This window comes from Persicimonas caeni (assembly GCF_006517175.1).
Classification (GTDB): domain Bacteria; phylum Myxococcota_A; class Bradymonadia; order Bradymonadales; family Bradymonadaceae; genus Persicimonas; species Persicimonas caeni.
In genome coordinates this window covers 7,620,311-7,633,847 of sequence record NZ_CP041186.1, presented here as the reverse complement: position 1 = coordinate 7,633,847, position 13,537 = coordinate 7,620,311, and the positions used below count along the sequence as shown (strand labels likewise).

The following is a 13,537-nucleotide window of genomic DNA, read 5'->3' as shown; positions in this document are numbered from 1 at the left end:
CCAGCCCTCCTCGGGTTGCGACGTCTCCAGTATGCACCGCACATCAGCGCGGCATGTCGAGGCGTTCGGGCACGGGCCCAACCGACCTCCAAACTTACCTGGTTTGTCGCATCAATAGTGATCTACTTCACTCCAGCGATGCTAGCATGGCAGTCGGGGGTGTCAAGAAACTGCAATCTCTGGCATATTTCCCACCAGATTCCTGACAAAGGTTTTGAAATCACCCCGGTGTTTCGCATAGTATAAGGCGTCTTCACCCGTATACGCGAAAAATTTTCTGAAATTCTCGTTCGGCGAGTTTTTTGCTCAGACAAGAAAAGAAGGCTCAAGGAGTCCTGAATGTTTATGGCACGACGAATATTGGCCGCGCTCATGGTGAGCTTGCTGGCGCTTGGCGCAGTAAGCTGCACCGACGACCCGGCGCAGGCTAACAACGTAAATGACAACAACCGGATCGATGATCCCATCGAGCCGCCCGACACCGGCGAGCTGTTGCACGTCGGCCCCGACTGCAATGAGGGCCAGACCAACTGCGTCGTCGACCTGACAACGCTCAACGAGCGCGAGATTCAGGCGAAGCTGGTCGACGAAGATGGCCAACCTGTCGAAAACGCCCTCATTAGCTTCGAGGGAACCTTCGACGGCACCGAGATCAGCATCGGTGCTTCGAGCGCCTATACCGACTCGAACGGTATCGCCAAGACCACGCTTAGCGCAGGCAACGTGGTTGGCACCGGTGAATTGGTGGCGACCACCAGCCAAGACGCCATCGAGCCCATCAAATGGGTCGTCGGCGTCTCCACCAAGGGCTCGGCGAGCTACCGCGTCTCCTTCGAGCACAATGGCAGCGCCCAGATCAAGCCGATCACGGTGCGCCTGTTCCAGCCCGACGTGACCTGCGATGAGCTTGCCGCCAACCCGAACCAAACCGCAGTCGTCGAGAAGCAGGGCCTGGTCGATGCCGCCGGCAACATGCCGACGGTCGTCTTCCCCGACCGCCCCAACGGTGACTCGTATACGGTCGCAGCTTGGGCGAAATCGCTCGACAACAACGAGGTCGAGGTTGCCTACGGTTGCGCCGACAACAACCCCGAGATCACCAACGGCCAGCCCGTCGACGTGTTGGTCACCTTGGTCGACCACATCCCGACCATCACCGGCGAGTACGCCGTCACCCATCAGTTCGACCTGACCGGCGCCCTGCCCGACAACGTGCGCACCGTCGTCGAGCTTATCGGCCGCCTGGCCACCGATCCCGGTAGCTTCGTGGTCGGCTGCCCCGACAGCGGCACCGCCGACTGCCCGGCCGGCAGCCCCGGTATCGTCCAACTCCTGGTCGACTTCCTGCCCGACGGCGATCTCAAAGATTCCATCGAGAGCTTCTTGGGCTCGAGCATCGGCAACGGCCTGGTTCGCGATGCCATCAACTCCATCGCCGACAACTGGATCCAGAACGACGCGCCGGACTGGGTGCGCAACGCAGTGAACATCACTGGCGACATCTACCGCACGCTTCGTGAGTTTAAGGTCGAAGGTGTCATTCGCATCAACGATGCTCCGCAGGTCTCCATCGATCCCAACACCGGTGAAGTCGTCGGCATCCTGCCGGCCGGCGCCGGCGAGCAGACCTGGAACGATTTCATCTTCTACTGGAGTCGTGGCTGCGAGAACGCCACCGACCAGGACGCTTGCGCCCAGCGTCGCTTCGGCGCACGTCAACTCGACATGACCGACAACGACGCCCCGGTCGAGGGCACCTTCGACGGTGCCGTGTTCGGCGCTGACAAGCTGCAGATCAACCAGCACAGCCTCTCGCTCAACTACGGCGCACTGCTCATCGCCATCATCGAGAAGGTCGTGCTGCCCGAGATCTTCGGCTCGCAGTGCGGAAGCGCCGACAACCAGCCGTGTGATAGCCTCGAGCTGGCACTTCAGGAGATGATCAGCTGCGCTTCGGTCGCCGACCAGGTCGCCGACCCGGGCGAAAGCACCTACCAGATCGTCGAGAACCTGTGTGACAGCCTTCTGGCTCAGGCCAGCGACCAGCTTCGCGACTACGCCGCCAACAACCTGGTGGCCGACGGCAGCGAGGTCTTCTTGCTGGGCACGCCCGACGGCGAGCACTGCACGATCAGCCAGCCCGAGGTCTACCCGGCCGAATGGGAAGGCAAGCCGCTTCCCTACATCCAGCACTTCGGCCAGGAAGAGCCTGCCGAAATGCAGTGCAAGTGGGCAGTCCGTATCAAGTTCAGCGACAGCTACACCGCTGAAGTCGACGGCAACTTCTGGGGCGAGCGCTCCAGCTTCTAAGCTGTCCTGACGCACAAAAGAGCCCCACTCTCATCGCGAGAGTGGGGCTCTTTCGTTTTCTTGCGCTTCGTCCCTTCGCTTTTTCGCTCTTTTACTCTTTTACTCTTTTACTCTTTTACTCTTTTACTCTTTTACGTTTTCGCCGCGTCCCTGCTTATCGAGGGCGATCGCCGGTGACGTCGATCCCCATATTCTTGCACGTGAACAGGAGCACTTCGAGTTCCGTGTCCGTCAGGTGCTCCCGAGGCAGCGCCTTCTGGATTTCTGTCCAGCTAAGCTCGCCCTTTTCGAGACCATGCTTGAGCAGTTCGCGCTTGCGCCCGTGGAAATCCGTCGCCTCCGGGCTGCCGAATTCTTCCTCTTCTTCTTCCGCCATTGCGTACTCCTCGGTTCGGAAATTTGGCTATATCGTTTGGCAACGTAAGCACCAGATCGACTGGTGCAACGATTGGGGCCAGCCCGTCCTGCGAGGGAACAGACCAATTAGGTCTGCTTCCTATGAGCCGAGGTACGTGACCAGCGAATTCGCCTCGATGCCAAGCGTCTCGAAGCACTCGCCGAGCAGATAAATCGAGCCGAACACCAGGATATGTGCCCTACCCTCGGACCTATCTACTATGTTCCGAGCCTGGGCGAGCATCCTGTCGGTCGACCCGACTGCAGCAAGCTGCTTACTCTGTAGAGATGCACGCAACTGCTCGGAGGTTGCACCGCGTGGCGAATCGAGCACAGCCGCAAAGACGGGTAGATCGTCGGGAAGGTGGGTGAAAATGCCGGCGAGATCTTTATCGGACATGGCCGAGCAGACGACCGCGCCGACCTCGACACCTGCCGAGTCGATGTAGTCGAAGAGAGCCTGCGCCCCGTCGGGATTGTGGGCGGCGTCGAAGAGATAGTCGTGGGCGCCGAGCGAGCGAAAGTCGAGGCGGCCTGGCCAACGAGCACTATTGAGGCCGCGCGAGAGCGCCTCGGGATCGAGTTCGTCGCCTAGAAAGCAGCTCGCAGCTTGGACGGCGCACGCGGCATTCCACTGTCGCGTGGGCGGCAGGCCCTGCGTCCAATCGAAGCGCAACCCCTGGGGTTCGAGTACGACAGCGCCCTCGTCATCGACGCCGAAGTCATCGCCGAAGAAGCACGTCCCCTCGGGCGCGAGCGCGCGGAGTGTCCTCTCAGCTTCGCGATGTGCCTGGCGGCCGACGACCGCCGGACGCTCGGGCCGAAAGATGCCGGCTTTCTCGGTGGCCACCAGCTCGAGCGTGTCGCCTAAGTATTGTTTATGGTCCAGCGCAACCGAGGTGATCACGCTGAGCTCGGCAGGTAGCGCATTGGTCGCGTCGAGTCGGCCGCCGAGACCCACTTCGAAGACGGCAACGTCGACACCGACATCGGCAAAACCGACGGCCGCCATAAGAGTCGCCAGTTCGAAAAACGTCAACTGGGGCCCCGGGCCGTCCGGCTCGCCGTACTCGGCAATGACGCGTTGGCCCAACTCGAGCACAGAGGCGCGGCTCATCAACTGGCCATCGACTCGAAAACGCTCGCGAAAGTCGAGAATGTGCGGACTGGTAAATAGCCCGACGGAGAATCCGTGGGCGGTCAAGATGGACGACAGAAACGAGGACGTCTCCCCTTTGCCGTTGGTGCCGCCGACCAGAATCACGCGATAAGCGCCTTCTGGTCGGCCTTCCCTCTCGAGGGCCGAGTCGATCGACTCGAGTCCGAGCTTGATGGCGAACTCGCTCTGCCGGTACAGGCGTTCGATGAACGCCTGCCACTGGGAGGAAGCGGCCGAATTGTCGGGCTTACTCACGACGGGTCGGCGAACTCGAAGCGATCATGGAGTTCGAGGAAGCGCAGGTAGCGATCGTAAGCCTGCGGGTCGATGATCTGGAACTGACCCTGCTGATTGATGGTGATCAGATCGTCTTTGACCAGGCTGGTCAGCAGACGCTTGAGCTCACCGACCTCCAGGCCGAGTACATCGGCGATATTGTCGGGAATCGCCACCGACGCATGCAACGAGCCGTTCTCGGACTGCGTAAGCACCTCGTAGCGAAGCTGGTGCATCAGTCGCGCCTTGGTGGTGCGCAACGAGAAATTCGACAGGCGGTACTGTGCGCGCGTCAGTCGCTCGGTCATGCGTTTCATCATCCGGACGGCGATGTCCGAATTGCTCCGCAGCATATTCTCGAACTGACTGGCGTCGATTTGGATGACCGCGGCATTCTTGATGACCGTCGCGGTCACCGGACGCGGCTGGTCGTTGACCATCGACAGCTCACCACAAAACGAGCCGGCCCCGAGGTCTTCGAGGACGATCGAGGTGTCTTGCACCTTTTTGGACAGGCGCACGCGTCCCGACTTGATGACGTACATCTTGTTGCCCTGCTCGCCTTCGCGAAACAGGACGGTGCCCGCCGGGCACTGCTTGACGCCCTTGTCGCTCGATTGTTTTGCTTTCGCTTGCTTGGCCAAAAGAACTCCTCACATCGTGTGGTGCGAAATCTGGCGCGTGACCCGGCGCCGTCAGGCCCCGCCTCTAGTCGTGGTTGTCGGGACGGCGGCGAAAAATGCCCTCTTTGACGAGCTTCTCGATGAACTCGGCTGTTCTGTTCGCGATTGTCGGTTTTCGATAACGAAGGTAGTCGAACAGGTGTGTCTGGAGCAATTTCAGGTCATCGAACGTGTCGACATCGTACCAGAATTCGAGCGCCTCACACAAGAGCGAAGACTCCCGGCATCGACGCACCGTCTGGCCGAAAACGCGCCCGGTGCTCCAGTCAATTTGCTCGAAGACCGCAGTGTGGGCTTCACGCAGACCAATCAGGTAGTAGCCGCCGTCGAATGATGGACCCAGCGCCACATCGCTGCGCTCCAAGCAGTCCAACGCTTGGCGGAAGTGCTGCGGGCCCAGCGTGGGGCTGTCCGTGCCGATGATGAGCAGGCGCTCGGCGCCGCGCTCGAAGCAACCGTTGGTCACCCGGGTCAACCGCGCCCCCAAATCGCCCTCACCTTGCGCCATGAACGCAAAGCCGGCGTCTCGAAAGACGTCGAACCCATCGTGCTCGGGCTCTCCCGCATACGCCAGAACCGTCGACACAGCGCAGCCCAATTCGGACTCCAGGGTCGAGAGCATCGACGCGATATCCGCCAGGAAGCACTCGTAAGCGGCTACGGCGCGCTCGTCGCCAAGGTCGGCTGCCAAGCGCGTCTTGACCCGCCCCTGCCGCGGCGCTTTGGCAAAGACAGCCACCGTGACCGCATGTAGTTGGCCACTCACGGGTCCAAATACTCCTTGAAGATCGTGTACAGGATTTTGTGACCGGCTAGCACCGTTCCCTTCAGGGTGCCGGTGATCTTGGAGACGCCGACGCGTTTGCGATAGCTGACCGGCACCTCAACGGCTGACAGGTGCATTTTGGCGGCTTTGACCTGCATTTCGACCGTCCAGCCGAAGTCTTCGTCCTCCATACCGATCAGCTGGAGGCTCGACCAGCGAACGGCGCGAAATGGCCCGAGGTCTGTGAACCGATAGCCGTAGAGCACCTCGACGAGAAAGCAAGCGAGCTTGTTGCCGAAGACAGCCTGCGGCAACAGCGCGCCCGGCTCGTTTTGACCGATGGTGCGGCTTCCAATCACCAGGTCGACACCGTCATTCAAGATCGGCTCGACCACGCGGGGGAGCTCGTTAGGGTGATCGCTGAAGTCGGCGTCCATGAAGGTGACGATATCGGGAGGGTCGTGCGCGAGGTGGCGAAGCCCTGCCAGACATGCCGCGCCGTAGCCGCGCTGCTGCTCGAAGACGACCTCGGCGCCATGCTCGCGCGCTACCACCGCGGTTTGATCAGTGCTCCCGTTATCGACCACGACCACCCGTCGCACCCACCCGTCGGGAATGGCGTCGAGCACGTGGCCGATGCTTTTCTCTTCATTGAGCGCGGGAATGAGCACGTCGATTGTGGTGCTCTCGGGCACCTGGGGATTATGGTCTTTTGGCCACCACACCCCCCCTCGTCGGCCCCAACCGCGACCGGCCGTCGACTTGTGCGCTTTGCTGCTATGGAAAGCCATGCAGTACAAACCCGAAAATGAGAGAACGAATCGCGCTTGCAAACTCGCTGCGGAGCGGCATAGTACGCGCCGTGTGCGTGCAGCGCAAACGACTCCAAAGGCTGCTCTACTCCCCTAATCCGCCCACGAGCAAATCATGAGTGATTCCAGCGACAAGCCCAGCTCGTACAAAGACGCCGGCGTCAATCTCGAGGCCGCCGAAGAGACCGTCTCGCGCCTCGGCGCCGTCGTCGAACAAACCCGTATCCCCGGTGTGCTCTCCGGCATTGGCGGTTTCGGTGGCCTGTTCGGCCTGCGCGAAGCCGGCGTGGTCGGCGACGAGGGGGCCGACCCTGTATTGGTCTCCGGGACCGACGGAGTGGGGACCAAGCTCAAGCTCGCCTTCCAACTCGACCGCCACGACACCATCGGCATCGACTGCGTGGCGATGTGCGTCAACGACGTCATCACCACCGGCGCTCGCCCCCTCTTCTTCCTCGACTACTTCGCCACCGGCAAACTGCGCCCCGATCAGGCCGAGGACGTGGTGCGCGGTGTCGCCGAAGGCTGCAAACAGAGCGGCTGTGCGTTGATTGGCGGCGAGACCGCCGAGATGCCCGGGTTTTATGATGAGGGCGAGTACGACATCGCCGGTTTTTGCGTCGGCGCGGTCGAGCGTGGGGCGATGATTACTCCCGAACAGGTCGAAGATGGCGATACGATCATCGGCATCGCTTCGAGCGGGGTGCACAGCAACGGGTTTAGCTTGGTGCGCAAGATCGTCAGCGACAATGAGCTCGACCTGAACGCGGTCTACGAGGAGCTCGCCTCCGAGCGTACTCTCGGCGAGGTCTTGCTCGAGCCGACGCGAATCTATGCAGGTTTTGTGCGGGATCTACTCGATGCGCACGATGTCCACGGACTGGTGCACATCACGGGGGGTGGGTTCTACGAAAATCTGCCGCGCGCGCTCCCGGAAGGACTCGGCGCCACGATCGACGCATCGAGCTGGGAAAATCCGGCAATTTTCGATTTCCTGAAGAAACACGGAAGCGTCGCGACCGACGAGATGTACCGCGTCTTCAATATGGGGATCGGCCTCGCCGTCATCGTCGACGACGCAGACGGAATCATCGAAGCGGCAAACGAGTGCGGCTTCGAGGCCTGGGAGATCGGTTCGGTCAACGCCGGCGAAGGCATCGACCTCAATCTTTGAAACCCGACTCTTCGTGCGTCTCTTTCAGCGAGCCAGACGCGCGCAGAGGCAAATGGTCGACAGGATGCTGGTGCGCGAGTCTTGGAGCACGTCGTCACGCTGCGAGTAGACTGCACGCGGGTCGGAAAACTCTTTGTCGCGTACCACCGCCAGGCGAGTCTGCTCGAGCTCGAGCAGGCGCCCCAGCGAGCAACGCACCGCCAGCCCTTTCTCATCGCGCGCCGATTTGGGCGCGTCCAGACAGAGCCGCACCACGCTTCGACGCGCGCCAATCAAGTCATCCAGCCGTCCTTCCAGGTCGTCGACCTCGTCGCGCACCGCCTGCTCGACGTTTAGGAATCGATCGTCGAACCAGGCTGCGGTCCAAGCTACTAGGTCACCATCGTCGTCGCGGAACTCCTCGACGAAGATCGCTTGCTCGACCCAACACTCGCTGAAGACCTCGTAGATCTCGTCGAGTTGAGCCTCACCATGCAAAAAATCAGGTGGAAAGACCTGCTTACGCTCGCGCAGTCGCGCTTGGCGGCGGGCCAAGATCTGGTCGACCGAACGTGTGGCCGTGATTTGGTTCGCCGGAACTGAGGAGATGCCATTCGTGGCTTTTGAAATCTGTTCATGCAGCATGGGTTCGTCCGTGAAATAGCCGATGGGCACTGAACATTGTTCTACTGAACATTCTGTCACCTGAACATGTTTGTACTGCACATACGGATAGTGCGCAAGAAAAACATGATCGTTTGTTCAGTGCTGCTTTGTTCAGTACTGCAGCCCATGCATGATGATCGTACTACCTAGTGTAGTGAGCGTAAGTCCGCGAAAAAAGGGGGCAACCGAAAAAACGCCCCCTTTTCAAAACTTTAGAAAATCCCGCCCTGGGTTTTGATCGGAATACGAGGTGGTTGCGCGCCGGCTGACGCGTTCAGTAGTCGTCGACTTCGAAGACATGCGTGGCACGAATGGTGTCCTGTACAGGCACTCCGTTGTCGAGAGCAGGCTCGAATTTCCACTTGCGGAAGGTCTTCTCGGCGAGCTCGTCAAAGCCATTGCCGGCACTCTTGATGATGTTGACCGCCACCACCTTGCCCTTGGTGTCGATGGTCAAAATTGCCACGACCGTACCGCCGATCCCTCGACGTTTGGCTTGCAGGGGATATTCGGACGGATCGGCCTTCGGTCGCGCGATCGCTTTGGGCTTGCGAGTGGCGCCGCCAGGCTTGCCTTTGGGCGCCGGCTTGTCGCCGCTTCCATAGCCGTCACCGTCGCCCTTGCCCGTCTTGATCTTCCCGAAACGCTTCGGGTCGACGTACTTTTTGGTGACCTTTCCCGTCTTGATTCCGGTTCCAATTTTGAACGCAGGCGCGTCGCCCGAATCCGAGGCCGAGTCGGCCGTCAGCCCCTCCAGATGCACCGGGTTCATCGATTCAGCCTGCTTGGCGTTCGGATCCGGCTGCTCGCTCGGCTCCGGCTCACGCGCGGGTTCAGGTTCCGGCTCGGGCTCGGGTTCGGGCTCCGGTTCGGGTTCGGGCTCAGGTTCGGGTTCGGGTTCGGGTTCAGGCTCGGGCTCAGGCTCGGGTTCAGGCTCAGGCTCGGGTTCCGGCTCGGGTGGGGGAGGCGGCGGCTCCGGCTCGTCGACCACAGCCACCTCGACAATCGAGTCCTCGTCCGGCTCGTCGTCTGTATGCGCAACGTTGCACATGGGGGCGAGCGTCATCAGCAAGAACGCCGCCACGGCGTGTACGACCACGGCACCGACCAGCCCTCCGGTGCTCGACAGGAGGCGCTGGGCGAGCGTCCGCTTCTCTTCGTACAGCGGATCACGGATGGGCGCGCCCTCGCTGCTCCGGTCCTTTTCGGATGTTGGAGCCTTGTCACTCACGGGGTCGCCTTCTGTTTCTTCTCGATGTTCAGGGCGAATTTATCCAGCCCGTTCTGCTTGATCGTGTCGATCAGGTCGACGACCTTTCCGTAGTCGACCTTCTTGTCGGCGGCGATGATCGCCCTGCTCTCGGGCTCCTTCTTCAGACGTGACTTCACCGTCGCCCCAATCTGCTCGAGGGTGGTCTCGTTGCCATCCAAGAAGTAGACGCCGTCCTCCGAAATCTTGAAGGTCAGCGTCGACTGCACCTCGGACTCGCCGCTGGCGGCCTTGGGCAGATCGACTTTGATTTGCTGCTTTACGATATAGGAGGTGGTGACCATGAAGATGATCAGCAACACCAAGACGATGTCGACAAGCGGTGTGACGTTGATCCCCGCAATGACGTCTTCGTCGTCTCCCGAGTTGAACCCAGCCATGATTTATCCAGTCCGATTGGTTCAGTGGTTTCCGGGCTGCGCCCTGCTCTAGTTCGGCCGAGGTCTAGCTGGCCGTGCCGTCAGCGCCGCGCGGCGGCTTCTCATTTCTGAGGTAGGCCAGCAGCGTGCGCCCCAACAAATCGGTCTGGGCGACCGACTTCTTGATGCGCGTTTTGAAGGCGTTGAACGCGATGACCGCCGGGATGGCGACCAGAAGGCCGACGCCGGTGGCCACGAGCGCCTCACCGATAGCCGCCATGACCATCTGGGCTGCTTCTTGGCTTCCCTCCGCCAGGTTCTCGAAGGCACCGATAATCCCCAGCACCGTCCCGAAGAGCCCGATGAACGGCGCGTTGTTGCCGACCGTACCGAGAAACGCCAGGTACTTCTCGTAGCGGTTCTTCTCGGTCGACAGGGCACCGGTCATGCGATCTTCGACGGCCGCAGCGCCGCGTTCCCAGTCGCGAATGCCAAAGAGAACCACGCGCGCCTCCATCGTCTCGGCGTACTCCTCGAGCATCTTGGCGGCCTTCTCGAACTCGGCCTTGCTGAAGTGCTGCTCGAGCTTGCCTCGCAGCGCTTGGATGTCGATCGCACGCTTTCCGTAGAACATCGCCCGCTCGATCATGGCGAGCACGCTCAGCAAGCTGAGGATGACCAGTAGCCACAGCACCCATTCGGCGCCAATGAGCGCCGCGTCCAGCAGAATTTCGGTAAGCATCGTTCCTCGAGAGTGTATGTCTGAGAATCCGCCCTCTCCCGATCAATCGATCGGTTTGGGGGCGGCGATATAAACAAAGTGCGTCTCTTCGAGCACCAAATCGGTCGGTGGGTTGACCTTGACCGAGTTGATCCTCGGCCCGTTTTGCAGGTCCACCGCCAGCAAAGTTGCGTCGTATTCTTTCTTGAGATGCGAGATCGCGTCTCCGATGTGCATACCAATCATTTCGGAGGGAATCGCGCATCGATAAAACTGATGTCCGTACGCTGTAGTAAGAAGTTCGTCGAGCATCGAAACAATTCCACGATTGCGTGTGACCGTGGCCATAATGTTGCCGACATACTCCTCGCTGACGATGATCTCCTCGACGCCAACCCGACGCAGGCTCGCCTCATTGTCACGGTTGAGCAGCTGCACGGTGGTGTAAATGTCGGCGTTGAGTTTTTCGATGAGCATGGCCGCCAGCACCGTGCGCGCGTCGCGATCTTGGGTCGAGCGCTCCTCCATCGTCGAATCCGCCAACAGCAATGCCACGCCGGCGCGCTCGACGCCGGCCTCCTTGAGGCAATCGATGCGGGTATAATCGCCCACGAGGGTCAAGATTTGGTCGGGGAACTCTTGGACGACCGGATCGTTCTCGATCGCCTCGTTCTCGGTGATGATCACAAAGTGGTCGTAGCGTGCGTCGTTCATCAACTCGCGCACCACCAGCGGGCCGGCTTGATTCCAGCCGCAGATGATCACGTGTTCGTACAAATCGTCGAGTTCCATGCCATGCAACCTTACTTTTCGAAGCGTTTCGATCATCACCGCGGACACCGTACCGGTAAAGACCGCGAAAACGGTCAATCCGCTGAGCATCATCGCCAGGGTTACGACCCGCCCCATCGGAGTGACGGGGGCTCCGCCGACCGGCTCGGCCGCAATCAAGGTCATCACTGCAAACCACAACGACTGGTCGAGTGTGGCGAAATCGGCGTTAAACCGCCCCTCGACCACCCGCATCGACATCGCCCCCATGAGCACGACCGTCAGGATCGTCAGCCCGACGATGACGTACTCGACACGTACCACCCGAAAGGCGCTGGAGAAGCGGCGCAGCCGGCGCGTGGCGATGATGCCCAGCCGGTAGAGTCGAAGCAAGCGAAGCACGCGCAGAAAGCGCACCGCCCGAAAGACCGGAAGCACCGCGAGGATGTCATACCAGCACTTTCGAAAGAAGCGCTCCTTTCGGCGCTCGGCGTAGTAGCGAATGAACAACTCGATGACGAACACCAGCGTGATGACGTCGTTCGCCCGCCGGATCTGCCAATACAACGGATCGGTGCGTTGCAGCCAAGCCTCGGCCAGCACCAGCACCACCGAGACGATGATGAGCAGCGCAACGAGGGCCTCGGTGACTCGGTGATTGAGTACTTTTCTTACTTTGCGACGCAACGCCATGGGTACATCCGCATTGATTCCTGAGCGCAAAGCCATTTACTCTGCATGCACTCATCAGCGCTGACAAGGCCGGTCCGTATCGAACCGCCCTTTCAGCCTGAACCCGGGCGGGCCCACCGGCCTGCCCTCCTCAGGAGTATGGAGTCATTGATGGGCAACAAGCTCTCTTCGAACGTACCGCAGCCGTCCAAGCTCGACGCGACGATCATCGCCGGCCTGCTCATCTGCGCCCTGCTCGCCGCCGGGTTTGCCTATTGGCGCATGGGTCCGGCGCGCGAGGTCACCGACGAGGATTTCCAGTTCCCCGAGTTGACCGTCAATCAGCAGAAGTTGGAGCAGCAGCGTCAAGAGAAGTATGCCGACGTTAACCTGCAGCAAGTCCAAGGTGAGTGGCAAGAGCTGATCGCGGCCGCCCGCCAGGTGCACCGCGCTCAATTTGGCGGCGTCTCCCAAGAGGAGCAGCTCAAACGCGCAGCCACCGTTAAGGTCTGGGCCAACGAAACCGTGCTCGGCTCGGGCTTCGACGCCTTCGTGGTCACCGGCGAGCCCGTCTTTCGCGAATGCGCCACCGGGTTGGACACATTGCTCGGGGCGATCCAGTCCGGCCAAGTCACGATGGACGAGGCCAAGGCAAATCCGCCCGCCGAAGAATTCGCGGCCTACCGTGACAACTGCGGAAAGCTCTTGCCCGTTTTGGTCGAGCGCGGTCTGGTGACCGAGGAAGGCAAGTGGTCGTCGAAGGTCTCCCCGCACATCGTCGACCTGCTCAACCGGTACCGATGGGCGCATATCATTCACGACCAGAAAGACCCGTGGGCCCAGTTGACCAAGGAAGGCGCCCTGGCCTTTGCCCGGTGGCGCGTCGAAGATGCCATCGGCTACACCCTCGAGGAGCGCCAGAAGTTTCTTGCCAAGCTCGCCCGTCAGTTCCCCAACTACAACGCCGGCTTTGCCTACGGGATGCTCGCCTACAAGGCCGGCGACTACGAAAAGGCGCTCGAGTACTTCGACCGACTTGCCAAAGCCCAGCCGCGTTCCGATTATCAGCGGTACGCCGAGTACTTGCGCCAAAAGGTCGGCGGCGCCAAGGGTGACCCGGCGGGCGGCGCTGGCGATGCCTCCGAGTCTGGCTCGAAGGACGAATCGGCCACCGTCGAAAAAAGTCATTGACACGCCTGAAAACCTCCCCTATAAACTGCGTCCCGCGGCGGAAATAGCCCCGCCGACGGAAACCCAAATGGGGCCATAGCTCAGCTGGGAGAGCGCTACACTGGCAGTGTAGAGGTCGGGGGTTCAAGTCCCCCTGGCTCCACTTTAGAGCACCCCGAACCGCTGGTTCGGCGAGCAGCACACAATTTGACCCATGGGGCCATAGCTCAGCTGGGAGAGCGCTACACTGGCAGTGTAGAGGTCGAGGGTTCAAGTCCCTCTGGCTCCACTTCGAAGCACAGACAAAAGGCCGATTCAGCCACACGCTGAGTCGGCCTTTTGCGTTGTTGTTT

The 13,537-nt window shown here is 60.8% G+C and carries 13 protein-coding genes and 2 tRNA genes; 5 read left to right on the top strand and 10 right to left on the bottom strand.

What is annotated here, in order from left to right; all coding sequences use genetic code 11:
• The first annotated feature begins 345 nt into the window (after window positions 1-345).
• Complete coding sequence (locus FIV42_RS28385; protein WP_141200965.1) at window positions 346-2,310, top strand: Ig-like domain-containing protein; 1,965 nt, start codon at window positions 346-348, stop codon at window positions 2,308-2,310.
• Window positions 2,311-2,464: 154 nt separating this feature from the next.
• On the opposite strand, the gene FIV42_RS28380 is transcribed toward FIV42_RS28385, so the two are convergent.
• The 5 genes from FIV42_RS28380 to FIV42_RS28360 form a co-directional block, all read right to left on the bottom strand.
• Window positions 2,465-2,686 carry an RNA polymerase sigma factor region1.1 domain-containing protein gene (locus tag FIV42_RS28380; protein WP_141200964.1) on the bottom strand — a complete coding sequence of 74 codons (222 nt, stop codon included), beginning with the start codon at window positions 2,684-2,686 and terminating at the stop codon, window positions 2,465-2,467.
• 120 nt (window positions 2,687-2,806) lie between these two features.
• Window positions 2,807-4,120, bottom strand: a complete 1,314-nt coding sequence (locus tag FIV42_RS28375) for a bifunctional folylpolyglutamate synthase/dihydrofolate synthase (RefSeq protein WP_141200963.1) — start codon at window positions 4,118-4,120, stop codon at window positions 2,807-2,809.
• Entirely contained in the window at window positions 4,117-4,785 is a 669-nt protein-coding gene (locus FIV42_RS28370; RefSeq protein WP_141200962.1) for a Crp/Fnr family transcriptional regulator, read from the bottom strand. The genes FIV42_RS28375 and FIV42_RS28370 overlap by 4 nt, the downstream gene beginning before the upstream one ends.
• A 64-nt stretch (window positions 4,786-4,849) precedes the next feature.
• Window positions 4,850-5,590 (bottom strand): TIGR04282 family arsenosugar biosynthesis glycosyltransferase, encoded by a 741-nt coding sequence (locus FIV42_RS28365; RefSeq protein ID WP_141200961.1) that lies wholly within the window; start codon window positions 5,588-5,590, stop codon window positions 4,850-4,852.
• Complete coding sequence (locus FIV42_RS28360) at window positions 5,587-6,315, bottom strand: glycosyltransferase family 2 protein (protein ID WP_281285760.1); 729 nt, start codon at window positions 6,313-6,315, stop codon at window positions 5,587-5,589. Before FIV42_RS28360 ends, FIV42_RS28365 begins: the two co-directional genes overlap by 4 nt.
• Window positions 6,316-6,517: 202 nt before the next feature.
• On the opposite strand from FIV42_RS28360, the gene purM reads away from it, so the two are divergent.
• Window positions 6,518-7,576, top strand: a complete 1,059-nt coding sequence (gene purM, locus FIV42_RS28355) for a phosphoribosylformylglycinamidine cyclo-ligase (protein ID WP_141200959.1) — start codon at window positions 6,518-6,520, stop codon at window positions 7,574-7,576.
• A gap of 24 nt (window positions 7,577-7,600) precedes the next feature.
• Here purM and FIV42_RS28350 read toward each other — a convergent pair whose 3' ends face one another.
• The 5 genes from FIV42_RS28350 to FIV42_RS28330 all read right to left on the bottom strand — a co-directional run bounded on the left by FIV42_RS28350 (window position 7,601) and on the right by FIV42_RS28330 (window position 12,035).
• A complete protein-coding gene (locus FIV42_RS28350) occupies window positions 7,601-8,200 on the bottom strand; it encodes a hypothetical protein (protein ID WP_141200958.1) in 600 nt (199 codons plus the stop codon).
• Between the two features lie 295 nt (window positions 8,201-8,495).
• A complete protein-coding gene (locus FIV42_RS28345) occupies window positions 8,496-9,452 on the bottom strand; it encodes an energy transducer TonB (protein WP_141200957.1) in 957 nt (318 codons plus the stop codon).
• Window positions 9,449-9,871, bottom strand: coding sequence for an ExbD/TolR family protein (locus tag FIV42_RS28340; RefSeq protein WP_141200956.1), 423 nt, complete (start codon window positions 9,869-9,871; stop codon window positions 9,449-9,451). Before FIV42_RS28340 ends, FIV42_RS28345 begins: the two co-directional genes overlap by 4 nt.
• Before the next feature lie 64 nt (window positions 9,872-9,935).
• The gene (locus tag FIV42_RS28335; protein ID WP_141200955.1) at window positions 9,936-10,592 is read right to left on the bottom strand and encodes a MotA/TolQ/ExbB proton channel family protein; all 657 of its coding nucleotides are present in this window, start codon (window positions 10,590-10,592) and stop codon (window positions 9,936-9,938) included.
• Window positions 10,593-10,634: 42 nt separating this feature from the next.
• The gene (locus FIV42_RS28330; protein ID WP_168211006.1) at window positions 10,635-12,035 is read right to left on the bottom strand and encodes a potassium channel family protein; all 1,401 of its coding nucleotides are present in this window, start codon (window positions 12,033-12,035) and stop codon (window positions 10,635-10,637) included.
• A 150-nt stretch (window positions 12,036-12,185) separates the two neighbouring features.
• On the opposite strand from FIV42_RS28330, the gene FIV42_RS28325 reads away from it, so the two are divergent.
• From FIV42_RS28325 to FIV42_RS28315, 3 genes are all read left to right on the top strand, one after another.
• Window positions 12,186-13,205 carry an outer membrane protein assembly factor BamD gene (locus FIV42_RS28325; protein WP_141200953.1) on the top strand — a complete coding sequence of 340 codons (1,020 nt, stop codon included), beginning with the start codon at window positions 12,186-12,188 and terminating at the stop codon, window positions 13,203-13,205.
• 69 nt (window positions 13,206-13,274) lie between these two features.
• Window positions 13,275-13,347: transfer RNA gene (locus FIV42_RS28320), tRNA-Ala, on the top strand.
• A gap of 53 nt (window positions 13,348-13,400) precedes the next feature.
• A tRNA-Ala gene (locus tag FIV42_RS28315) sits at window positions 13,401-13,473 on the top strand.
• Window positions 13,474-13,537: the final 64 nt, after the last annotated feature.